Annotated in this window: 17 protein-coding genes; 8 read left to right on the plus strand and 9 right to left on the minus strand. The window is 69.5% G+C overall.

The window, feature by feature from the left end:
- Positions 1 to 25: 25 nt before the first annotated feature.
- The 4 genes from HS104_39440 to HS104_39455 form a co-directional block, all read right to left on the minus strand.
- Positions 26 to 3,817: a ferredoxin gene (locus tag HS104_39440; protein MBE7486032.1), complete on the minus strand. Its 3,792-nt coding sequence runs from the start codon at positions 3,815 to 3,817 to the stop codon at positions 26 to 28.
- A gap of 66 nt (positions 3,818 to 3,883) precedes the next feature.
- On the minus strand, positions 3,884 to 4,837 hold the full coding sequence (locus HS104_39445; protein ID MBE7486033.1) for a 2-oxoglutarate oxidoreductase: 954 nt from the start codon (positions 4,835 to 4,837) through the stop codon (positions 3,884 to 3,886).
- Positions 4,838 to 4,871: 34 nt separating this feature from the next.
- On the minus strand, positions 4,872 to 6,779 hold the full coding sequence (locus HS104_39450; protein MBE7486034.1) for a 2-oxoacid:acceptor oxidoreductase subunit alpha: 1,908 nt from the start codon (positions 6,777 to 6,779) through the stop codon (positions 4,872 to 4,874).
- 237 nt (positions 6,780 to 7,016) lie between these two features.
- The gene (locus HS104_39455; GenBank protein MBE7486035.1) at positions 7,017 to 7,472 is read right to left on the minus strand and encodes a hemerythrin domain-containing protein; all 456 of its coding nucleotides are present in this window, start codon (positions 7,470 to 7,472) and stop codon (positions 7,017 to 7,019) included.
- Between the two features lie 134 nt (positions 7,473 to 7,606).
- Here HS104_39455 and HS104_39460 point away from each other — a divergent pair, with 134 nt between their 5' ends.
- The 8 genes from HS104_39460 to HS104_39495 all read left to right on the plus strand — a co-directional run bounded on the left by HS104_39460 (position 7,607) and on the right by HS104_39495 (position 15,651).
- A complete protein-coding gene (locus tag HS104_39460; protein MBE7486036.1) occupies positions 7,607 to 8,092 on the plus strand; it encodes a ferritin family protein in 486 nt (161 codons plus the stop codon).
- Between the two features lie 78 nt (positions 8,093 to 8,170).
- A complete protein-coding gene (locus HS104_39465) occupies positions 8,171 to 9,529 on the plus strand; it encodes a V-type ATP synthase subunit B (protein MBE7486037.1) in 1,359 nt (452 codons plus the stop codon).
- A gap of 13 nt (positions 9,530 to 9,542) precedes the next feature.
- Entirely contained in the window at positions 9,543 to 10,151 is a 609-nt protein-coding gene (locus tag HS104_39470; protein ID MBE7486038.1) for a V-type ATP synthase subunit D, read from the plus strand.
- Positions 10,152 to 10,168: 17 nt separating this feature from the next.
- Positions 10,169 to 11,986, plus strand: a complete 1,818-nt coding sequence (locus HS104_39475) for a V-type ATP synthase subunit I (GenBank protein ID MBE7486039.1) — start codon at positions 10,169 to 10,171, stop codon at positions 11,984 to 11,986.
- On the plus strand, positions 11,986 to 12,480 hold the full coding sequence (locus tag HS104_39480; GenBank protein ID MBE7486040.1) for an ATP synthase subunit C: 495 nt from the start codon (positions 11,986 to 11,988) through the stop codon (positions 12,478 to 12,480). The genes HS104_39475 and HS104_39480 overlap by 1 nt, the downstream gene beginning before the upstream one ends.
- Positions 12,481 to 12,495: 15 nt before the next feature.
- On the plus strand, positions 12,496 to 13,167 hold the full coding sequence (locus HS104_39485; GenBank protein MBE7486041.1) for a hypothetical protein: 672 nt from the start codon (positions 12,496 to 12,498) through the stop codon (positions 13,165 to 13,167).
- On the plus strand, positions 13,164 to 13,841 hold the full coding sequence (locus HS104_39490; protein ID MBE7486042.1) for a DUF2764 family protein: 678 nt from the start codon (positions 13,164 to 13,166) through the stop codon (positions 13,839 to 13,841). The genes HS104_39485 and HS104_39490 overlap by 4 nt, the downstream gene beginning before the upstream one ends.
- On the plus strand, positions 13,819 to 15,651 hold the full coding sequence (locus HS104_39495) for a V-type ATP synthase subunit A (GenBank protein ID MBE7486043.1): 1,833 nt from the start codon (positions 13,819 to 13,821) through the stop codon (positions 15,649 to 15,651). Before HS104_39490 ends, HS104_39495 begins: the two co-directional genes overlap by 23 nt.
- Positions 15,652 to 15,705: 54 nt before the next feature.
- On the opposite strand, the gene HS104_39500 is transcribed toward HS104_39495, so the two are convergent.
- The 5 genes from HS104_39500 to HS104_39520 all read right to left on the minus strand — a co-directional run bounded on the left by HS104_39500 (position 15,706) and on the right by HS104_39520 (position 21,846).
- The gene (locus HS104_39500) at positions 15,706 to 16,134 is read right to left on the minus strand and encodes a type II toxin-antitoxin system VapC family toxin (GenBank protein ID MBE7486044.1); all 429 of its coding nucleotides are present in this window, start codon (positions 16,132 to 16,134) and stop codon (positions 15,706 to 15,708) included.
- The gene (locus HS104_39505) at positions 16,131 to 16,388 is read right to left on the minus strand and encodes a ribbon-helix-helix protein, CopG family (GenBank protein MBE7486045.1); all 258 of its coding nucleotides are present in this window, start codon (positions 16,386 to 16,388) and stop codon (positions 16,131 to 16,133) included. The genes HS104_39500 and HS104_39505 overlap by 4 nt, the downstream gene beginning before the upstream one ends.
- A gap of 55 nt (positions 16,389 to 16,443) precedes the next feature.
- Positions 16,444 to 18,684: a hypothetical protein gene (locus HS104_39510; GenBank protein ID MBE7486046.1), complete on the minus strand. Its 2,241-nt coding sequence runs from the start codon at positions 18,682 to 18,684 to the stop codon at positions 16,444 to 16,446.
- Positions 18,685 to 18,732: 48 nt separating this feature from the next.
- The gene (locus HS104_39515) at positions 18,733 to 21,249 is read right to left on the minus strand and encodes an acetylxylan esterase (GenBank protein MBE7486047.1); all 2,517 of its coding nucleotides are present in this window, start codon (positions 21,247 to 21,249) and stop codon (positions 18,733 to 18,735) included.
- Between the two features lie 69 nt (positions 21,250 to 21,318).
- Positions 21,319 to 21,846 carry a hypothetical protein gene (locus HS104_39520; protein ID MBE7486048.1) on the minus strand — a complete coding sequence of 176 codons (528 nt, stop codon included), beginning with the start codon at positions 21,844 to 21,846 and terminating at the stop codon, positions 21,319 to 21,321.
- Positions 21,847 to 21,892: the final 46 nt, after the last annotated feature.

Raw genomic sequence — 21,892 nt, forward strand, 5'->3', positions numbered from 1 at the left:
TCAGGGGCACTGCCGCTAGCCTCCGTCAGTTGAAGCGCGCGGCTCTCGCCACCAGATCTTCGGTGACGGTTTTGTCGTCCGCGCGCGGCGCGCCGGGATGGATGCAGGCCGCGGGGCACTTCTCCGCGGCCGTCACCAGCTGCAGGTACGTCCCGGCCTTGGCGTCGGCCAGGATCGCCTGCTTGTCGCCGTTGTACTTGAACATCAGTCCGTTCAGGTTCACGCACTCGTTGCACGAGGTGCAGAGCGGCGTGTCGATGTACGGGTCGGTGAACGAGACCGCTTCTTCCTCGGCGGCGGGAGCGGCAGCGGCCGGCGTCGGTGCGACGGGCTCCGGAGCAGGCGCGCTCGCGGGGCTCGGGGCGGCGCGGGCGGTAGCGGGCGCCGTCGGTGTGGCGAGCAGAGCGCCCGGGTCGAGCAGCGCCTGGGCCAGCCGGCTCAGCGCCTCAGCGGCCTCTTCGGTGCGGACTCGCTCGAGCTCCCTGGAGTGAGCGGCCTCGAGCTCGCCGAGCCGAGCCGCGGCTTCGGCCTCGGCTTCGCGGCGCGCCCGCTCGGCGGCGCGCCGGGCGTGCTCGTTGGCCGAGCCGCCGAGCTCCTGGACGACGTGCCAGATGCGCAGGCGCTCGCGGCACGCGAAGGCGAGCTCCCGCGAGACGACGGCGCGCGCCAGCCGCCCGTCGTCGCCGAGGACCCAGATGAACGGCAGGCGCTGTAGCGCCTCCGCGGGCGGGATCGACACGTAGCGCCCGAGCTCCACCTGATCGTCGCTCCAGGCCTCGGCAGGGATGGGCCAGAAGTGCGCGCGGAGGTTCACGTCGAGCGCAGCGGCATCGGCGAAGGTGAAGGCCAGCTCGAGGCTCTCGGGCTTGCCGTCTGCGCCGTCCACCTCCAGCTTCCGCGTCGGCCAGGGCTCCTCGGGCGCGGGGTTGTCGCGGATGTCGAAGCACTCCGCCCAGGACGCGCCCGCGTCGGGATCGTAGGAGAACGCCGGCAGCGCGCGGCCTTCGAGCGCGGCGCCTTGCGCGAGCCACGCGGGGATCGGGCCCGAGGCAGGTCTCGGCGCGACGACGACCACCGCCGGCCGGAGCGACCGGGCGGTGCGCGAGAAGCCCTCGGCCAGGTGCAGCGGGCGGGCGAGGCTGCCCTGCACCACCAGCGCCTCGCGGTGAGCGACCAGCACGTAGCCCAAGCCGGGCTGACCGGACAGCGACGCGCTCTCCTCGATCAACGCGTGGATCGGGCGCCCCGAGCGCAAGAGGCGCGAGAGCGCGTCGAGGGACGAGCGCCAGACGCGCTCGGCGCTCTCGACCACCACCACGGGGGGCACCAAGAGGAGCTCCTCCTGGCTGAAGCCGCGCCACTCGAGGGATTCGAGGCCCTCGTCGTGGACGGCCGGGTCGTAGGCTCCGTCGAGCTCGAGGCGCCCGACGCGCATCGCCCGGAAGACCTCCGCCAAACGCTTCGCCAGGCCGTCGAACAGCCCGGCGGCGACCTCGAAGCAGTCGGTATGGCGTACGCGCTCGACTCGGCCGAGATCGAGCTCGTCGGGGACGCTGCCCGAGTGAACGATGGTCAGCTTCGCGGACTTGGGGGCGTCGTTCAAGAAGCGCTGGAGCAGGCCGAGTGCGGCTTGCATGCGCCGCCTGCGCGCCTCGGCCAGCGGCTGCGGCCCGCGGGCTTTCGGCAAGGCTTTGGCCAGGGCCGCAGGGTCCACGAAGCTCACCCCTTCACCGAGCACCGCGCTCAGGCCCTCCGCGGAGCGCGCGGCCGGGGAGCGTGACGCCTCCAGGCGCAGGCGCTCGGCCAGGCCCGACGCCACCGATTCGACCTCGCGCAGGAAGCCCGCCGCGCGTCGCTCGCGCTCGGCCAAGACCACGCTGGCGTAGAGCCGGAGGTGCGTGTGCGACGACAGGCCGAGCAGCGTCCCCGACTTGGGCAGCGCCTGACGGAACGCCGCGAGCTCCGCGTCGAAGCTCTTCTTGGCGGCGGCGCTCAGCTCGAACTCGGCGGCGAAGCGCGCGAGCCCGCGCTCGAGCGCGGCGCTCACGGGTGCCGCGCCGCCGGCCTCAGCCAGCTCCGCTGCCACGTCACTCACGAGGCGGGCGAGGTGCTCGGCGACGACGCCGCGCTCGCCGCCCAGCGCCGCCTCCAGACGCGCGTCGAGCGGGGTCACCAGCTGCTCCGCGCCTTCGTCCACGAGCAGCAGCGTCTCGCGGGCCGGGGCCCCTGCGAGCCAGGCCGAGACCGCGGCGGGCGCCAGCGGCAAGAGCGCCGTCGGACCCGCAGCGCCTTGGCCGGTCACGTGGAAGCGCCGGAGCCCGGCGCGCCAGCGCGCGTCCGGTTTGTCGGCCTTCGCGGGGAGCACGGGCCGCTCGGGGAGTTGCCTCGGCGCGTGCGCAGCGACCGACGGAGTCGGCTCGACGCGCTGCAAGACGGGCTCGCCCGCGAGGGCGGAGATGCGCCGCTCGTCCAGACCCAGTCGCTCGGACAGGCCCGGCGCGGCGCTCTCGAGCAGCGCCCGCTCCAGCGTGAGCCACGCGGCTCGCGGCAAGTCGGCCTCGGAAGCGCGACTCTTGGCCGAGTCGAGCCAGAGCACGCGGACGCCGAGCCCCCGAAGAGCTTCGCGCTGCACGGCGCTGAGCTCGCCCCACACGGCATCCGGCGTCGCCGCCGTCGAGGCGATGACCAAGCTGCCGCCGCGCGCCAGGCGCTCGGCCAGCTTCGAGGCGGAGAGCAGCACCGGATCGGCGACGAACAGCAGGTCCGCGGCGATTGCCGGACGCGAGCTCACTCGGCTCCCGCCGATGGCGAGCAGCGAGACCGCCTCGCCCGAGCCCTCCGGCTCGGCGATCGAGATCTGCCCGACCTCCGCGAGGCGGGCCGCCAGATCCCCGAGCAGCGCCTCGGAGCGCGGCCCGGCCGGCGCCACACCGATCACGAAGCGCGGCGGCTCCGGCCTGAGCGAGTCGGCCGGCGCGTGCCCGAGCCCCAGCGTCGCGCGGAGCGTCGCCCGGAGGTTCGGCGCGAACGGGTCGATGACCGGCAGCGGCGCGCCGTCGCTGGCGAGCGCGCTCCGGACGGCGTTCTCCAAGCGGCCGCGGGCCCAGCTCGGCTCGAGCACGACCACGCGCTTGCCACGTGCTGCCTCCGCGACGGCAGCGGCGGGGAACGGTCGAAGCTGCGCGATCGCGATGGCCGCGCACTTGCCCAGCGCGTGCGCGGCCTCCGCGGCCAGGTCGCGGGCGTCCGCCGTGGTGATCAGCACCATTTCGGCGTCACCGCTCTGCTCCACCGAGAGCGAGGCGACGGCGCGGCCGAGCCCCTCGGATGCCTTCGCGAACGCTGCCCCGAGCTCGCGCGCGACCCCCTCGTCGTCCACGACCAAGTGCTCGCCGTCCGCCGCTTCTTCCAAGAGCGGCGCGGTGACGGCGGCATCCAGCGGCTCGAAGAGCTGGAGCCGCTGAGAAAACCCGGGATCCACCAGGAGATCGCCGCAGAGACCGGTCAGGTGCGCGACCAAGCACTGATCGACGGCCTCGCGGGCGCTGCCGGCCACCAGCTCGAACGCGCCGAAGGCGCCACCGCGCCCGCGCTGCGAGGTGGTGCGGTGAAGCACCCAGGGCACCGCGGCGCCGGCCTGGTTGCCCGGCCGCGCGTCCTCGTCGGCGAGCAGCCGAGCGGCCCGCACTCCGGAGAGCGCCAGGCCCTCGGCCGCCGCGGCCGTGAGCACCGCGCCCGGGCCGCACAGCGTCTTCTCCGTCAGTTCCAAGGCCACGCCCCCGCGGCACGCGCGCTGGCTCTTTTTCCTGTCACCCACCGGAGCTGCTCCTTCCCGACGTCCCCCCCTCTCGAGTCGAGTTTGTTCCAACATGACTTCCCTTACCTAGACGAGGAAGCGATCGATCTCGTGTTGCACGGCGCCGAGCTTCTTCTCGACGCTGGTGCCGATGCCCTGCTGGGCGATCTTGTCGTAACGCTCCGCGTTCTCGTTGCGGTAGAGGAGCCCGATCGGGATGGGCATGTCCGAGGCCGCGTAGTCGCGGGCGGCCTTGAGATCGCTCGGGTCGTGCTCGACGCGATTGGTGAAGATGCGCGTCAGGCTCTGGTCGACGGGGATGCCCTTGTCGTGGGTGAGCAGGAGCAGCTTGCTCGGATCCTGCTGCACGTCGTCCCAGACGTGGTCCATGTAGTGCGGGCAGCGCTGAAGGATGCGCACGAAGGAGAGCCCCTCGTGCTCGTAGGCCTGCTTGAGAGTCGCCGTGACGTGCACCGGGTTCCAGTCCACGGTCTGGGCCAGGAACGAGGCGTTGCGGATGCCCAGGATCACCGACAGCGGGTTGATCGGGCTGAGCGTCGCCCCGCCCGGGTGGGTGTTCGACTGCTGGGCGAGCCGGCTGGTCGGCGAGGTCTGCTTCTTGGTCAGGCCGTAGATGTTGTTGTCGAGCAACATCACGGTCATCTTCATGTTGTAGCGGATGGCGTGGATCCAGTGCGCCGTGCCGATGGCGCAGCAGTCGCCGTCACCCGTGGCCACGAACACGTGCAGATCCGGCCGGCGGCTGCGCACGCCGCAGGCCACCGGCAGCGCGCGGCCGTGCAGGCCGTGGAAGCCGTAGGTCTTCATGTAGTGCGGGAAGCGGCTCGAGCAGCCGATGCCCGAGACCACTGCGATCTTCTCCGGCGGCAGCTGGTAGTCGCGCACCAGCTTCTGCACCGCGGTCAGGACCGAGTGGTCGCCGCAGCCCGGGCACCAGCGTGGGGTCGCACCTTCGTAGTCTTCGAGCACGAAGTGGCGCGGGGGGATCTCGCAAACCCAGTCGAGCTTGAGTCCGTACATGCGCTGTTCCTTCCTTGTCCTTCCTCGATCCACTTCACTGAACGTTGAGCCTGCGGCGGAGCTCCCGCTCGATCTCGCCGGGCGGCAGGGGGATGCCGGGGACGCGCGACCAGCAGTCGATGTCCACCAGGGTGCTCGCCCGGAGGTGCCAGGCGAGCTGCGAGTAGCGGCGGTTCTCCGCGGTGATGCCGGGAGCGTCCACCGGATCGCTGTAGTTGATCTCGACCGTCATCACGCGCTTGAAGCGCTTGAAGATCTCCGCGAGCCCCGGCTCGAGCGGCGACAGGAAGCGCAGCGTCAGCGAGCTCACCTTGCCGCCGTCGCCCCGGATGCGGTCCACGGCCTCTTCGATGGCGCCGCGGGTGGAGCCCCAGCCCACCACCAAGAGGTCACCCGACTGGTCGCCGTAGACCTGCGGGGGCTTCAGGCTCTTCTGGAGCGTGGCCAGCTTCGCGCTGCGGCGCTGCATCGCCCGCTCGTTGATCGCCGACTCGTACGCGACCTTGCTGCGCTCGTCGTGGGCCAGGCCCGTGAGCACGTATTCGCCGCCCTTCTGTCCGGGGACGGGCCGCGTGGAGAGGCCCGTCTGATCGTCCCAGGCATAGGCGGGAACGCCCGCCTCCCAGTCGCTCTGGTCGATGGGAGGCGCGAGCCACTCCTCCTGCGCCACCGGCCGCTTGAACGGCTGCTGCCCGGTCGCCAGGTTCGCGTCGGTCAGGACGATCACCGGCCCGCGGAAGGCCTCCGCCAGCTTGCGAGCCGTGACCATGAAGTGGAAGCACTCGGGGATCGTGGACGGCGCCAGGACGATCTTGGGCGCGTCACCCGGCGCCGCGAAGAGGGCCGCCAAGAGGTCGCCCTGCTCGACCCGCGTGGGCAGGCCGGTGGACGGCCCTCCGCGCTGGACGTTGACGATGACCAGCGGGAGCTCCGCCATCACCGCGAGCCCGATGAACTCGGTCTTGAGCGCCAGCCCCGGGCCCGACGTGACCGTGACCGGGGTCTTGCCCGCGTACGAGGCGCCGAGCGCGAAGCCGATGGCGGCGATCTCGTCCTCCGCCTGGTGAATGAAGCCGCCGATCTTGTGGATCGCGCCCGCCAGGTAGTGCGTCACCGAGGTCGCAGGAGTGATCGGGTACATCGAGCAGAGCTCGATGCCCGCTGCCAGGATGCCGAGCGCGGCGGCCTGGTTGCCGTTCATCACCACCAGCTCCTCGGTGGTCTCGCGCTCCGGGATCCGGAAGCGAATCTCCAGGTTCCGCTCGGCCCAGGCGTAGCCCGTCTCGACCAGCGCGGCGTTGGTCGCCTGGAGCTTCTCGCCCTTCTTGGCGAACTTGGAGCGGACCTCCGCCAGCACCCGCGCCTTGTCGTGGCCGTAGAGCGCGCACATCAGGCCGAGCGCGAACATGTTCTTGCCGCGCCGCGCGTCCGGCACGATCTTCAGGCACTCCTCCTCCATCTCGATCTCTCGGACGACGTAGCCGCGAGCCAAGAAGTCGGCCTTGGCCTCGGCGTAGGCCGCGCGAATGCTGGGCTGCGGGTCCTTCGCCCACTTGCTCTCCAGGAAGACGATGGTGCCGGGTCGGAGCGCGCCGACGTCGATGCGGCTGTAGAGCACCTGCTCGTTGAAAGAGATCACTACGTCGGCGGCGTCGCCCATGTTCGTGACCTCGCCAGAGCCGACGCGGATGCGATTGCCGCTGGCGCCGGAGCGGGAGCGAACCGGCGGCTCGATCTCGGCCGGGATGATCTCGACCGTCCAGACCCCGTTGCCCATCTTCGCGCAAATCGTGCCGAAGAGCTGGCCTGCGGTCTGCGCTCCCTCACCGGAGTCGCAGACCACCTCCACCACGTGCTGGCTGACCGTCTCGACGCTGACGTTGGGGGTCGCCGCGTCGCCCTGGGAGCCGTTCGTCTTCTGGATGGTCGCTGAGCTGGTCATCGGGCCTCTGGGTCCTCTCTTCGAGCGGGTTGGAACAGCCGCAATGGTTGCGTCGAGTCCGCCTTGCCCGCGCCGTGAACGCAAGGAGTGCGGAAGGATCGTGAGCAAGTGCCCCGTCGGGGTACGTTGCGGGGCTCGGATGCGAAATCTGCGCCAGCGGGATGGTCGGAACCGGAGCAGCCAAGAAGGTGGTGCGCGCGAGCGGTGCTGGTCGATCCGCTCGCGCTCGGCGCGGGCTCAGTCTCCGCCGCCGAGGTCATCCCAGAATGCATTGAAGATCAGCTCGTTCTCCTCGGCCTCGTGGCGCCGCAGGGTGGCAACGGCGCGGCGCGTCCGAGTGGCCAGGCGTGAAGCCGCGGCCATGTCGCTGCCGTCGAGCGCCGCCGCCTGCTCCGCCACCTGGCGGAACTCGTTCAGGATCTCGGCGTGCTCGGAGGTCAGTCCCGTGAGCTTGCCGATCAGGTGGGGCGCCTGTCTCGCCACGTCCGCGAAGAAGGTGCCCTCGGCGTCGCCGCTGAAGTGCTGCTTCAGGTGCTCCGTCACGGTCGCTGCTTTGCGTCCGAGCTCGGGTCCCCAACCGGCTCCAGCGGCCCCGGCTGCGATGTCGTCCAGCTCGCTGACGTGCCGCACCAGCTCCCGGTGCTCTTCCAGCACCAGACCGCGCTGATCCTCGGAAACCTCGCGTTTTGCCATGGGCGCCTCCCTGCTCGAGCGACTCGGATCGCTTAACACGTTTGGAAGCGGTCGGAGTGCGCGTTTCCTGCGGGGTCGGCTCGTCGTTCACGCGCGGGCGCCGCCCGCGCGTGCGCTACGCTGAGCCGACCGCCATGACGCGCTTCAACGCCAACGAAGTCCTCGAGCTCGCCCTCTCCATCGAGCGCACCGGCGAAGCCTTCTACCGCCGCGCTGAGCAGAGCGTCAGCGACCAAAAGGTGCGCGACACGTTCCGCACCCTGGCCCTCGAAGAGGTGGACCACGAGCGGGTTTTCCGGCGCATGCTCGAGCGCATCGGTCGCTTCGATCCGGGAGACGGCGCCTCCGAGGACTACTACGCGTACCTCCGAGCCTACGTCGATAACGTGGTTTTCTCCCAGGAACGGGCCTCGGAGCTGCTCGACACCGCTCGCGACACCGAGGCCGCGCTGCGCTTCGCCATGCAGCGCGAGCAAGACGCGATCCTGTTCTACCTGGAGCTGAAGAACCTGGTGCCGGTCGAAGAGCACGAGGTCATCGATCGCATCTTGACCGAGGAGCGCGGGCACTTCACGAAGCTAGCCGGGCTGCTCGGCGAAGGGGCGCGTGAGCCGGCCTGACTACCGGCAATTCTTACGACCCCCGCTGCCGGAAAAGTCGATTAAGATATCGGCGTTGGGGGCGTGGAGTGTCACTGAATGCATGCCGACTTGATCCGCCACACGCGGGTACTGGGAATCGTCGGGGACATCCTCAAAGTTCGCGCCACTGACGTCGGCTTCGGCGATCTGGCGGTGGTCGACAACGGCGAGGGCGCGAAGAGCCTGGCCCAGGTCATCCGCCTCGACAAGGACGAGGTCAGCCTTCAGGTCTTCGCCGGCAGCAAGGGCCTCTCCACCGACGCCAGCGTGCAGTTCCTCGGGCATCCGATGCGGGTGCCCTACTCCCCGAACATCTTGGGGCGCATCTTCGACGGCTCCGGCCAGCCCATCGACGACGGGCCGTCCCTAGCCGTGGACCCGCTCATCGACATCGGCGGACCGAGCGTGAACCCGACCACGCGCCTCGTGCCCGACAAGATGATCATGACGAACGTCCCCATGATCGACGTCTTCAACTGCCTGGTGGAGAGCCAGAAGATCCCGATCTTCTCCATCGCGGGCGAGCCGTACAACCAGCTCCTGGCGCGCATCGGCATCCAGGCCGACGCCGACATCGTCATCTTCGCCGGGCTCGGGCTGATCTTCGACGACTTCCACTTCTTCCGCAGCATGTTCGAGGACCAGGGTGTGTTCCAGCGCACCATCATGTTCGTGAACCTGGCCTCCGATCCCATCGTGGAGCGCCTGCTCGTGCCCGACATGGCGCTGAAGGTGGCGGAGCGCTTCGCCGTGGAGGAGTCCAAGCGCGTCCTCGTGCTGATGACCGACATGACGGCGTTCGCCGACGCGCTGAAGGAGATCGGCATCGCGATGGAGAAGATCCCCTCCAACCGCGGCTACACCGGCGACCTCTACACGCAGCTGGCCCAGCGCTACGAGCGCGCCTGCGACTACAAGGGGGCCGGTTCGGTCACCATCTTGACCGTGACGACGATGCCCGGCGACGACGTGACGCACCCGGTGCCCGACAACACCGGCTACATCACCGAGGGCCAGTTCTACCTGCACGACGGCGTGCTCGATCCCTTCGGCTCGCTCAGCCGCCTCAAGCAGCAGGTGATCGGGAAGGTCACTCGCGAGGATCACTCGCAGATCATGAACACCATGATCCGCTTCTATTCGGCGGGGAAGGACGCGGAGAAGAAGAAGGCGATGGCCTTCGAGCTCTCCCCCGTGGACGTGAAGTGCCTGAAGTTCTCCGAGGCGTTCGAGAAACGCTTCATGGACATCGAGGTGTCCCTGCCCCTGAACGACGCTCTCGATTTGTGTTGGCAAACCCTGGCGGAGTGCTTCGAGCCGGAGGAGCTCCTGATGAAGGAGGCCCTGGTCGAGCGCTTCTTCCCCAAGAAGTCGGAGGTCGCCGCTGCCGAGCCAGCGGTGACCCCTGCGGAGTGAATGGCTGCATCGCATGGCCCGGCTCGCGCTCAACAAGAGCTCGCTCAAGCGGCAGCGAGACCAGCTGAAGACGTACCGGCGATTTCTCCCGTCCCTCGACCTCAAGCGGCAGCAGCTGATGCTGGAGCTGCGCGACGCACAGCGCGAGCGCGATGCCCTGGCGTCGGAGGCTCTACAGGCCGAGACCGGGCTCCGGCCCCTGTGCGAGCTGGTCGGGGCCTATCGCGTCGATCTCACCGGGCTGTTCCGGGTCGGCCGGATCCGCATGGCGGAGGAGAACGCCGTCGGTGTCCGGTTGCCGGTGCTCCAGAGCATCGACTTCGAAGTCGCGTTGTATTCGATGCTGGCCAAGCCGTTCTGGGTCGACTTCCTGGTGGACGCGGGCAAGCGCTTGGTGGAGCTCCGGCTTCGCTCGCAGGTGGCGGAGGAGCGGGCGCGGCTGCTCGCCGAGGCGGTGCGCACGGTCACCCAGCGCGTGAACCTGTTCGAGAAGGTGCTGATTCCGACGGCGGAGGAGAACATCCGGAAGATCAACATCTTCTTGGCGGATGCTCAGCGCGTCAGCGTGGTCCGCTCCAAGATCGCCAAGGCCAAGACCGTGGCGAGGGCGAGCAAAGGGTGAGGTGAAGGCGAGGTCACATGGCCATCGTTCCAATGCTGAAAGCCACGGTCCTCGGGCTCTTGCCCGAGAAGCAGGAGGTCATCGAGAAGCTCCAGGAGCTCGGCTTCATGCACGTGGTCAGCCTGCGGGACCAGCCGGCCGCCCGCGCCGAGCTCCCGGAGGTCGCGGTCGAGGCGCACGAGGCGCTGAAGTACCTGAAGAGCTGTCCCATCCAGCGGCCCGCGGCGAAGCGCAGCGCGGACTTCGACCTTCAGAAGTTGGCGCGCGAGGTGATGCAACTCGAGCGACGCCAGCGCGAGCTGTCCGACGAGCGCGACCACCTGGCGAAGTCGGTACAGAGCGTGCGCCCTTGGGGCGAGTTCCGCGTTCCAGCGCCCGAGCGCCTCGCCGGCCTACGGCTCTGGTTCTACCTGGTCCCCAGGGAAGAGGCAGAGCGCCTCTCCAGTGTGGAAGACCCTTGGCAGGTCGTCGGGCAGAGCGAGGGCAAGGACCACGTCGTGGTCGTGAGCGCGGAGGAGCCGCGCGGCGTACCCGGGCAGCTGGTCGAGCTCGACCCGAGGCCGCTGTCGGAGCTCGAAGAGCGCATCGGGAAGGTCGACCTGGAGCTCGAGGAGATCCAGCTCGCGCGCGCCCGCGCCACCCGCTTCATCCCGCGCATCGAGCAACGGCTGGACGAGGCCGACGACCAGGCCAGCCTGCGCCACGCGATGCAGCAGACCCTCGACGAGCAGGCCGTGTTCGCCGTGCAAGGCTGGGTGCCGAGCGCCAAAGTCGATGAGCTCCGGTCCTTCGCGAAGAAGCGCGGCCTGGGGCTCCAGGTCGAGGAGCCCGCGGAGACCGACTCGCCACCGACGCTGCTCGAGAACCCCGAGCTGCTCTCCGGCGGCGAGTCCACGGTCACCTTCTACATGACACCGGGGTATCGGAGCTGGGATCCGTCGCTCCTGGTGATGTTCGCGTTCGCCACATTCTTCGCGATGATCTTCGCCGACGCGGGCTACTCGCTCGTGCTCGCGCTCCTGCTCGGCAGCGTCTGGCGGCGGATGAGCCGGACGCGCTCGGGCGTGCGCCTGCGCAACCTGTTCGTGCTGATCGTGCTGTTCTCGCTGCTGTACGGCGTCAGCATCGGCAGCTACTTCGGCGTGCCGGCCGCGCGGGTCCCGGGTGTGGGCGGGGCGCTCGACGCGCTCAGGGTGCGTTGGCTCGACACCAACAACAACGACCAGATGATGCTGATTAGCATCCTGATCGGCGTGTTCCACTTGGTCTTGGCCAACCTGGTGGTCGCCTGGAGGACCCGCAGGTCGCTCGCCGGTCTGGTCAACCTCGCCTGGGCGAACAACTTCGTCGGCGGGCTGCTCATGGGCCTCTCGTCGTACGAGGTGATCGGCGCGCGGCACTTCCAGCTCGGCATGTGGATGCTGATCGGCGGCGCCGCCACCGTGCTGTTCTTCTCGAGCAGCCGGCCGCTGCCGCCGCGCTCCCTGGGCGACGCGCTCTTGCGCTTCGTGGACGGCCTCCTGGCGCTGACCAAGGCCTCCGCGGCCTTCGCCGACGTGCTGAGCTACCTCCGGCTCTTCGCGCTGGGCCTCGCTTCGGCCCAGCTGGCCGGCACCTTCAACCAGTTGGCGAGCGACGCGGGGGCGAGCCTGGGCAGCATCGGCATTCTGGCCACGGCGCTGGTGTTCCTGCTGGGCCACACCCTCAATTTCGCGCTGGGAATCATGAGCGGAGTCGTGCACGGGCTCCGCCTGAACTGCATCGAGTTCTTCAACTGGAGCGGCCTGGAAGAGGGCCATCCGTTTCGAGCTTTCTCGAAGAAGGCAAGGACCTAATGGACGATGGGCTGTTGCGACTGTTGGGATGGGTCGGGATCTTCGCCCCACCGGCGCTGGGTGCCGTGGGCAGCACGATCGGCTGCACGCGCGGCGGTCAGGCGGCCTGCGGGGCGATGCTCGACCAGGAAGGCGGTTACGGCCGCTTCGTCGGCGTCTCCGCGATGCCGGCGTCGCAGACCATCTACGGCATCGTCGTCATGTTCACCCTCAACCGCCCGGTCACGGCCGAGACCGCGCCGGCGCTGTTCGGGATCGGGCTCTTGTGCGGTCTGGCGCTGATGGCCAGCGCCATCGGGCAGGGCGCTTGTTGTGCTGCCGCGATCAGCTCCTTCAAAGCCAAGCCAGAGATCTTCGGCCTGTCGATCGCGCCCGCCGCGGTGGTGGAAGGCTTCGCGATCCTGGCGTTCGTGTTCGCCATCGTTCTGTCGGGCCGGATCCCGGCCCCAGCGGCGCCTGCTGCGGGCGCGCCGCCCGCCGTGTTGGCTCACTGACCGGAGTCGAGCGAGATGGCAGCCAAGGACTCCTCCAGCGGTGTGAAGAAGCTCATCGAGCGCCTGCGCGAGCAGGGCGTCGAGGAGGGTGAGAAGCAGAAGGAGCGGCTGCTCCAAGAAGCCAGCGCCAAGGCCGCCGAGATGTTGGCGGACGCCGAGCGAGAAGCCGCCGAGCTACGCCAGAAGGCCCAAGCCGACGCGGACCGAGTCCGCGCCGCCAGCGAAGCTGCGCTCCAGCTCGCCGTGCGAGACGCTGCGATGAAGCTGCGCGAGGAGATCGCCGAGCGGGTGGCGGGCGAGCTCCGGCAGCTGGTAGCGCGCCAGATGTCGGACGGGGAGCTGCTCCGGCAGGTGTTGCTCGAGGTCGCGCGCCAGGCCGCCCCCGACCCGGCCCAAGGGAAGTTCCGCGTGCTCTTGCCCAAGGTGCCGCTCGGAGTCGACGAGCTGCGCGACCAGGCCAAGGAGACCGAGCAGTCGGCGCTGACCGCCCTGGCGGCGGGTCTCGGTCGCGAGGCGCTCGCGCGTGGCATCGAGGTGGTGCCCGGACCGGACGACCGCCCGGGCATCCGCATCCACCTCGTGGACCAGGACGTGCTCATCGACCTGACCGACGAAGCCGTGACGCAGCTCTTGCTCAAGCACCTGATGCCGCGCTTCCGCGCGCTCCTGGCCGGGCTCGTCTCGTGACCCTCCTCGACCCGCCCAGCCGCAAGTACTACCAGTTGATGGCGAGCCTGCCGCCGATGCCGGCACACTTCGAGGTGAGCCGCCTGCCCATCAGCGGCCCGCGGCTCGAGCAGCGGTTGCGGCTGCTGGACGAGCGCGATCTCGCCACCCTCGAGCGCATGCGGGGTCGGGTCTTCTGGGAGCGGCTCCGGCTGGAGCTCCCGGAACAGCAGCTGGTCCGGGAGCTCGAGGCGCTCCTGGCGGAGGAGACGAACGCCATCGTTCGCGAGGTGGCGTCGTCGCGGATGGATACCCGCACCATCGTGGCCGCCCTGCGGCGCAAGCGCCTGGGCCTCGGGCCGCCGCCGGCGATGGGCAGGTGGGTGGATCACATCGCGCGCCACTGGTCCGAGCCCCACTTCGGCCTCGACCACCGCTATCCCTGGATCCCGCCGCTCGAGCGGGCGATGGCGGCCGGCGACGTCGCCGAGGCCGACCACATCATGATCGGCATTCCCTGGCGTCACTTCACCCGACTCGCGCAGCAGCACCTCTTCGACTTCGAGGCCGTCGTGCTCTACGTGGCGCGGTGGGCCGTACTCAACCGCTGGGTCAGCCGCGACGAAGCGGCGGGTCGACAGCGCGTCGAACAACTGTTCTCGGAGGCCATCGGTGAGCAAGCACGACTTTTCTGAGGCCAAGGTCACGGGCGTCAACGGCAACATCGTCTCGGTCGAGATCTCCAGCGGCAAGGTGACCAAGAACGAGATCGGCTACGTCTGCGTCGGCGACGAGCGGCTGAAGGCCGAGGTCCTGCGCATCGAGGGCAAGTCGGCCGACCTTCAGGTGTTCGAAGAGACGAACGGCGTCCGGGTCGGAGACGAGGTCGAGCTGACCGGGCGGCTCCTGTCCGTGCGGCTGGGCCCGGGGCTGCTCGGCACCGTCTACGACGGCCTGCAGAACCCGCTGCACCTCCTGGCGGCCCGCGACGGCTTCTTCCTCAAGCGCGGGCGCTACGTGGACCCCCTCGACCGAGAGACCCGCTGGCAGTTCACGCCCAAGTGCAAGCTGGGCGATCGCTTGCGCGCGGGCGACGTGCTCGGCAGCGTGCAGGAGCACCGCTTCACCCACAAGATCGTGGTGCCGTTCGACACCGCCGGCGTCGTCGAGATCGTCGCCGTGCAGGAGGGAAACCTCACCGTGGACGAGCCGGTGGCGCGGGTCCGTGACCAGAGCGGCCGCGAGCGGACCCTGAGCATGACCCAGGAGTGGCCGGTCCGCCGCGCCCTGCCGGCGAACATGCTGAAGGAGCGACGGGTGGAGCGCCGCTATCCGAACGAGCCGGTGACCACCACCATCCGGCTCATCGACACCTTCTTCCCCATCGCTCTCGGCGGCACGGCCTGCATCCCGGGGCCCTTCGGCGCCGGGAAGACCGTGCTCCAGAGCCTGATCTCGCGCTACTCGTCCGTGGACGTCGTGATCGTGGTCGCCTGCGGCGAGCGCGCCGGCGAGGTGGTCGAGACGCTCGACGAGTTCGGTCGCATGCAGGATCCGAAGGGCGGCGGGCCGCTGATGAACCGGTCGATCATCATCTGCAACACCTCCAGCATGCCCGTGGCCGCGCGCGAGGCGAGCATCTACACCGGGATCGCGCTCGGCGAGTATTACCGTCACATGGGGCTCAACGTGCTGCTCCTGGCGGACTCCACCTCGCGCTGGGCGCAGGCCATGCGCGAGACCTCGGGGCGGCTGGAGGAGATCCCGGGCGAGGAGGCGTTCCCGGCGTACCTCGACTCCGCGATCAAGAGCGCCTACGAGCGCGCGGGCGTGTACGCCGCGGCGGACGGGTCGGTGGGAAGTCTGACCATGATCGGCACCGTCTCTCCGGCGGGAGGCAATTTCGACGAGCCGGTCACGCAGTCGACGCTCGGCACGGTCAAGACGTTCCTCGCGCTCTCGTACGACCGCGCGTACAAGCGCTTCTACCCGGCGGTGGATCCGCTGATCTCCTGGTCGCGATACCTGGGGCAGCTCGCGCCCTACTACGAGAAGCACGCTCACCCGGGCTGGGCGGCGGCCGTCGCGCGCACGCAGGACCTCTTGCGACGGGGCGACGGCATCGGTCAGATGATGCAGGTCACCGGCGAAGAAGGCATCTCCGTGGACGACTTCGTGGTCTACGAGAAGGCACGCCTGGTGGACATGGTCTACCTACAGCAGGACGCCTTCGACAAGGTGGACGTGTCCATGTCCCTCGAGCGCCAGAAGGAGACCTTCCTCCTCCTCTTGGACCTGGTGGAGCGGGAGTATCGCTTCGCGGACAAGGAGCGCGCTCGGGGCTACTTCACGCGCTTGACCGGCCTGTTCAAGAACCTGAACTACTCCGAGCACCGCTCGCGCGAGTACGAGCGCTTCCTCGGCGAGATCCGCGCGCTCACCCAGGAGCACGCCCTCGACGTGCTCGGCGAGCAGGCGAGGGCGGGGGCGGGGGCGGAGGCCTAGGCGGCGCGAGCGGGAGTCCGCGGAGGGCCTGATAGCGGCCGCTGACACCAGGAGTCAGCGCAACGGGTTCTTCCACCTGAGCCCGGGGAATCGCGCGAAGTCGGCGTCGTTCGAGTGGAGCTCGGCCTGATGCTCGATGGCGAGCGCAGCGAGATGCGTATCTGTCGTCAGCCCCGCGGCGACACCGGTCGCGGCGAACAGCCCTTCCACGATCGTCAGGTGGCGATACCCCGGCTCGATGACGGCGACCGAGCTCTGCTCAGCCCACCCGCGCACGTACGCAAGCGCCTCCAACGCGGAGAGCGGCTCCGCGAGCACAGAGGGGTGGGTGACGAGCCGGATGAAGCCAAACGCGACGGCCCAAGGCAAGCCGATCGGCTGCTCAGCGTTGACCAGATCTTCCCACCATTGCCGGGCGGGGGCGTGCAGAGGTGCAGCGGCGTTGTGTGCGTACACGAGCAGGTTCACATCGGGGATGATCATCGCCCGCCGAGACCCTCCCGGATCTCGAGCTCGTCCACGAGTTGGTTCAGCTTCACCGGGTCCACGCCCGCGCGAAACGCGCTGTGGAACGGCTCGATCCGGAAGGCCTTACGTCGGCGATGTGGGGGCTCTTGCGCCGAGAGTCCGCGTCGGATCGCCTGGTTGACCACGGCCTTGAGGCTGGTGCCCTGTTTTTCCGCGAGCCGGCGCAGCTTCTCGGTCAAATCGTGGTCGAGGTCGATGGTCGTCCGCACATCCGCATACTGATGCGTCGCACAGATGATGTCAATGTGCGGTCCACAGTCGAGCTCAGGGCGCCGGCTCGATCTCCAGGTAGGCGAAGAAGGTGTAGGCAAAGTCCCCGGTGGACGCCGACTTCCCGCCGACGACGATGGACAAGCTGCCGTCGCTGACGTCCACGGTGGTCGTCTTCTCGAGCGTCGGCGCGGCGTCGGTCGTCACCGCGTCGTCCACGACCTTGACGCCCTCGATGCTCACGTTGTGGGGATCGCCCGGGTAGCCCTTGGCGGGGCGGCCGACTCCCACGGTCACGTTGTATTTGCCGGGATCCAGCGCGAACTCGAACAGGTTCGGACGCCCGTAGTCGTCGTAGACGTACGACTTCTGGACCTCGGAGTAGGCGCCGGCGTCGTCGTAGCCAAAGAGTGCGATGGCGGGGTTGTCGATGTTCTCGCCGCTCCAGCCGTAGCCCTTCTTGGCGTCGTAAGCGTCCCAGCCGACCTTGATGTAGGTCTTTCCTGCGACCACCAGCGGTTCCACGCTGGGCGAGCCCTGCGGATCCTGGAAGTTCACGTAGTACTTCCCCTTCGGGTGCACGCTGCCCGAGACCTCGAGCACCGGCAGGGTGCTTCGCGAGCCCTCGATGTAGCGGCCGAGCTCGTAGCGCAGGGCCATCAGCGCATCGGGATCCTTGAGCCAGCTGGTCATGCTCGCGGCCACGCTCTTGACCGTCGGGTCCGCGATCTCGGCGCTGTCCACCTTGGGGTGGGCACCGGCGTTGGCGAGCCAGAGGTATTCGTAGTCCTCGAAGCCCTCGCGCAAGAGCTCGGCGCGCACGTTGGGCGCGCCGCCGGGGAAGAAGCGCGCGCCGTCGTAGTAGGCCCAACCGCGGATCCGGTGCGTCCACGCCGCCCAGGGGATGATCCGCTCGTGCATGCCCTGAGTCTCGACCTTGGTCGGGTTGAAGTAGGGGTCCGGATCCTGATCCAGGCTGTAGAACCAGACCTGCTCGGAGTGGTCCTTCTGGCGCTTCCAGGCGTAGGCCTCTTGGTAGGCCTGGATGTGAGCGATCCAGATGTCGTAGCCACACGCGCCTTTCGCGTCCTCGGCGACCTCGGGCTTCGGCTCTTCACTCACCGCGATGCGCAAGTTGGGCGCCGCCTTCTTGGTCAGGCGGCACAGGTGTGCGGCCAGCGCCGCGTCGGCCGCGTCTTGGGGCTCGTTCTGCACGTAGTAGTAGGTCCGACCGGCCAAGCCGTTCTTGACCAGGTAGGCGTCGAGCGCCGACAGCCACTCGCTCCACTCGGCGTTGTAGGCGCTGGTGCCGTAGTGATCGCCGCCGCGGTCGATGCCGCAGAAGGTCTGGGGGCGCGGCGTCGAGTTGTCGACGAACTGGAAGATCTCCGCGTCGGGATAGCCGGCGCCGTTCCAGCCCTGTCCTAGCAGGTACTTCTTGCTCAGGTGCTGGATCGAGTAGTCCGCTCCTTCGTCGGGCTCGTCGAAGAAGGCGCTGCACTTGGTGGGAGAGGCGTCGTTGTCCCAGGTGATGTTCCACTTGAAGCCGCTCGGCCAGGTCGGGCTCGCCGGTGTCAGGCGATGGTCGTAGAGCACCGTGTGTGCCGCCTGGGCCGTCGCGCCTAGGCCTTGCACGCCGATGTTCAGCTGCGAAGAAAAATGGATCTCCTTGGGCAGCGCGAAGTCGAACACGTGCAGCTCGACCGGCACCGAGACCGCGGTGCCGCCGGAGGGAGTGAGCGTCAGCGTGGTCGTGTGATCGCCTGCTGGAGCGTTCTCCGGCACGTACACGGTCAGCCAGATGGGCGTGGGCGCGCTGCCGCTCAGCGTGACAGTGCCTCCGGACGCCAGCTTCGTCAGCGTCTCGCTCCACTCACCGGCGAAGCCGACCTGAGCCAGCTCGACGCTGGCCCCCGGCAGGGTGCTGAACGGCGCCACCGCCACGGTCACGGCTCCGCTCGTGGGGCTCACCACGAGCTGCGCGGGCTCCCACTCGTTCTTGGCCGCCGCCAGCTTCAGCCCAGACCGCTTCACCGTGGGGGCGGCGTCGCTGGTCTTCACCTTGCGCGTGGCGGGGGTGGTCCAGAGAGAGAGAGCCGCGGTGCTCTCTTCGAGCGCGTATGTGAAGTCGCTCGGGTCGAGCGGAACTGGCTCGACCGGCTTGCCGCCGGTGCCACCGGTGCCGCCGCCGGTGCCGCCGGCCCCTCCCGAGCCGCCGTCGCCGCCATCGTCCCCGCAGCCGCCAGCCAAGAAGAGCGCCGCCGCGAGCACGACACCCAATTTTCGAGTGGGCATGGCCGACATTCTAGGGCCTTTCGCCGTCGAGGGGACGGTCAGCCTCCATCAGCGGTGCTCACCGCCGAGCCGCTGCCCGAGCCAGCCGAGCGCGTCGGAGGAGTCGAGCTCCGTGGCGAGCTCCGCGGACTGCTTCAGGTGGCTCGCCCACTCGGGGTAGCGCTCTTCGTAGCTCGAGGTGGCGAGCGCGAGCAGGAGCGGGCGCCCTGCGGCGAGCGACGCGACGTGGGGAACGTCCGCGACGTTCAGGATGTGGCTCACGTGGAAGCTGAGGCGCATGCCGATGCCGAAGCGGTCGAGGAAGGTGCTGGTGAGCGGCCCGACCGCCACCGCGTCGAAGGGCTGCCAGACCGCCTGGGCGAACAGCCCGGGCAGGGCCGCCTCGTCCACGGCCAAGAGGCCGATCGGCACGCCGCTGCCGACCAGGCTGCGGGCGACGCGCGCCGCCTGCAAGAGCTCGTGGGCGCGCTGTCCCGCGATGGGATCCCCGAGCAGCACTCCGTCCGTGAAGGTCGGCCAGCCGTACCACCAGGTCTCGCCGGTGCCGCGGGGAGAGACGTAGAGCGCGTTGAGCCCCGCGGCGTCGGCTGCTCGCAACAGCTCGAGGCCCGCGAGGACCGCGGCCGAGCCGTCGCTCAGCACCACGATGGGTGCGCCGGGGTGCGAGAGCCGTGCGTGAGCCGGCACGGAGACTCCGGGCTCGACCTCGATCTCGATCCGGGTCGCGCCGAGGCCGTCCACGACGACCTCGCCGAGCACATGGTGTGCGACCGGCACGTCGGGCTGCCAGCGCAAGAGCGCCCCGAGCTCGCTCCGCGTCTTCTCGGGCTCGAGCTCGGTGGGGCTCGGCAGCGCCGACGCCGCGGCCTCTGCCCACTGCTTCGCGAGCTCCTTCACGGTCGGGCTCGTCGCCGGCACCTGACCGCCCTCGAAGCACTGGAACACCGAGGCAGGCAGCTCGTCGAGCTCCGGCTCGGGCAGCGGCTCGTCTGCGCCCGCCAGCAGGTGGTGGTCGAGGAAGCCGTAGATCGCCTCCCGCATGGGCTTCGGCAAGCCGTGATCGCCCGGGAAGCTCTGGAGCCTGAGCGCGTCGCCTGCGCCGAACAGCTCGTAGACGGTGCGCGCCTGCCCTTCGGCCTTCAGCGCGCCCTGGGTCGGGAACATCGGATCGTCGAGCGCATCGAGGAGCAGCTGCGGGCGCGGCGCGAACAGCGCGGCGATCTCACCCATGTCCGTGAACGAGGCGACCGCCGGGACGTGCGAGCAAGAGCAGTGGGTGGCTCCCGTCGCCAGGAAGTCCTCGTACTGAGTGACGTAGACCGCCGGCGCCGAGACGTGGACGCGGGGATCGGCGACCGAGGTGAACAAGGAGTTCAGCCCGCCGCCGGACGCCCCCGTCAGCGCGATCCGAGCGCCGTCGGCGTCGCTGCGCGTGAGCACGTAGTCCAACGCGCGCATGCTGTCCCAGACCATGAGGCTGAGGTTCGAGTGGCCGCTGAGGTTCAGGCCCGGCGACTCGTCGTGGGAGTTGCCGGGAACCTTGCGCTCGCCCTGCCCGAACGGATCGTAAGTGAGGGTGAGGAAGCCCAGGCTCGCCAGCGCGCGGCCTCGCGCCGTGACGACGGGGTGGCTCTTGCCCGCCGTCCAGTGGCCCACCGGCGAGATCACCACCGGGAACGGGCCTGCGCCGTCGGGCACGTAGACGTTCGCCGTGACGACGAACCCCGGGCGGCTCTCGAAGGTGACGCGCTCGATGCGGTAGCCTTCGAGTTGGGTGTGTCCGAGCACGTTCGCCTGGAGCGGGGTCTTCTGAGGCAGAGGGTCGAGCCTCAGCGCTTGCAGCACGTCCTGGCGCAGCCCCTTGGCGCGCTCCGTCCACTGTGCCTCCGAGCTCGGCGTCGGGATGGCGGCGGCGTAGCTCTGAGCGCGCGCTACGATGTCGTCCAGCACCATGCCGGCGGCGAAGCCCTGATCCAGGACCAGCCAGCGGGACTCGTCCAGCGCCGGGTCGTACTCCGGATCGGTCGCCAACACGATCGCATCGGCCACCTCGTAGTAGCTGCCGGCATCCGCCAGGGTGAGCTCGACCGGTCCCGCCGGCAGCGTGACCTCGCCGGCTCGCTGCCAGCTGAAGTCGTTCAGGTTCGATGAAGCGTGCGTCGGCGCGAGGAACGTACCGCCGACGCCGATCTGCCAGCGCCGATCCTCCCCGCTGCCCTCCCAGCCACGGGCCCAGACCGAGTACTTTCCTGCCACCGGGATGTCGGCGACGGCCGTCATGACGTCGCTCGACGCCTTTCCGAGCAGCCCCGAGACGCCGAAGCCGGTGCCCGAGTGCCGGGGCAGATGAGCCTGCCGGGTCCACGTGCCTTCGAAGTCCTCGCACTCGAGTCGCAGCACGTGGTGGGTCACCTCGGGCTTCGCAGGCGGGCGCTCCTCCTCGGGAGTCGTGAGCGCGGGGCCGTCCGACTCGCCCCACTGCCCGCAGCCGGACGCGAGCAAGATCGACAACCGGGCCGCGACTTCGGCGAGCCGCCGGTCCAATGGTCGCCCTCGCACCAACATCGCGAAGAGCATAGCGGATCGGGCGGGCAGCGGCCGCTCGGCTGCCTCACCCGGCGCGTCCACGCGAGCTCAGGGTCCCCAGTCCACGCAACCGAGCATGTCCATGACCGCTGGCTTGGGGGGCGCTAGGCCGGAGTCCGGCGGCAGCGGGCACGGACCATCGAACACGTTGAGCTTCAGGGTGGCGGCGCTACCGCTGACGACGATCTTGGACGAGTCGTCGATGCACCAGTCCTTGGCGGAGCCGCCTGCCGGTGCTGGGGCGCGGAACGAACCGGACAGCGAGTCCCCTTGCGCGGCGCTCGTCCAGGAGAAGTCGATGGCGCCGTCGGGGCTCAGGGCCGCCGAGAGGGAGCTCGCCGAAGCCGTGACGGCTGCGAGCGGATAGAGGGTCGTGTGGATCTTCGGGTCGTTCGGAAAGTAGAGCCGGCCGGAAACCCCGAACGTCCCCGGCGTGCAGCTGGGTTGCTCCAGCACCCCGCTGACTCCGCCAAGACCCCCGCCGCCGCCGCTGCCGGAGCCCCCGCCTCCGCCGTCACCCGAGCAGCCCGCTACGATCACCGCCCAGACGAGGGCGAACGACATGCGCAACGGCATGGCAACCAAGCTACACGAAAACCGCGCTCCACGCGCGCTGCCAGTG

Source organism: Polyangiaceae bacterium, assembly GCA_015075635.1.
In the GTDB taxonomy this organism is placed as follows: domain Bacteria; phylum Myxococcota_A; class Polyangia; order Polyangiales; family Polyangiaceae; genus JADJKB01.

Excerpts from the sequence above, each read along its gene's own strand:
- HS104_39485 (MBE7486041.1), top strand. The coding sequence starts at position 12,496 with ATGGCAGCCAAGGACTCCTCCAGCGGTGTGAAGAAGCTCATCGAGCGC.
- HS104_39475 (MBE7486039.1), top strand. The coding sequence starts at position 10,169 with ATGGCCATCGTTCCAATGCTGAAAGCCACGGTCCTCGGGCTCTTGCCC.
- HS104_39465 (MBE7486037.1), top strand. The coding sequence starts at position 8,171 with ATGCATGCCGACTTGATCCGCCACACGCGGGTACTGGGAATCGTCGGG.
- HS104_39445 (MBE7486033.1), bottom strand. The coding sequence starts at position 4,837 with ATGTACGGACTCAAGCTCGACTGGGTTTGCGAGATCCCCCCGCGCCAC.
- HS104_39500 (MBE7486044.1), bottom strand. The coding sequence starts at position 16,134 with ATGATCATCCCCGATGTGAACCTGCTCGTGTACGCACACAACGCCGCT.
- HS104_39515 (MBE7486047.1), bottom strand. The coding sequence starts at position 21,249 with ATGTTGGTGCGAGGGCGACCATTGGACCGGCGGCTCGCCGAAGTCGCG.
- HS104_39455 (MBE7486035.1), bottom strand. The coding sequence starts at position 7,472 with ATGGCAAAACGCGAGGTTTCCGAGGATCAGCGCGGTCTGGTGCTGGAA.
- HS104_39450 (MBE7486034.1), bottom strand. The coding sequence starts at position 6,779 with ATGACCAGCTCAGCGACCATCCAGAAGACGAACGGCTCCCAGGGCGAC.
- HS104_39480 (MBE7486040.1), top strand. The coding sequence starts at position 11,986 with ATGGACGATGGGCTGTTGCGACTGTTGGGATGGGTCGGGATCTTCGCC.
- HS104_39470 (MBE7486038.1), top strand. The coding sequence starts at position 9,543 with ATGGCCCGGCTCGCGCTCAACAAGAGCTCGCTCAAGCGGCAGCGAGAC.
- HS104_39460 (MBE7486036.1), top strand. The coding sequence starts at position 7,607 with ATGACGCGCTTCAACGCCAACGAAGTCCTCGAGCTCGCCCTCTCCATC.
- HS104_39510 (MBE7486046.1), bottom strand. The coding sequence starts at position 18,684 with ATGCCCACTCGAAAATTGGGTGTCGTGCTCGCGGCGGCGCTCTTCTTG.
- HS104_39520 (MBE7486048.1), bottom strand. The coding sequence starts at position 21,846 with ATGCCGTTGCGCATGTCGTTCGCCCTCGTCTGGGCGGTGATCGTAGCG.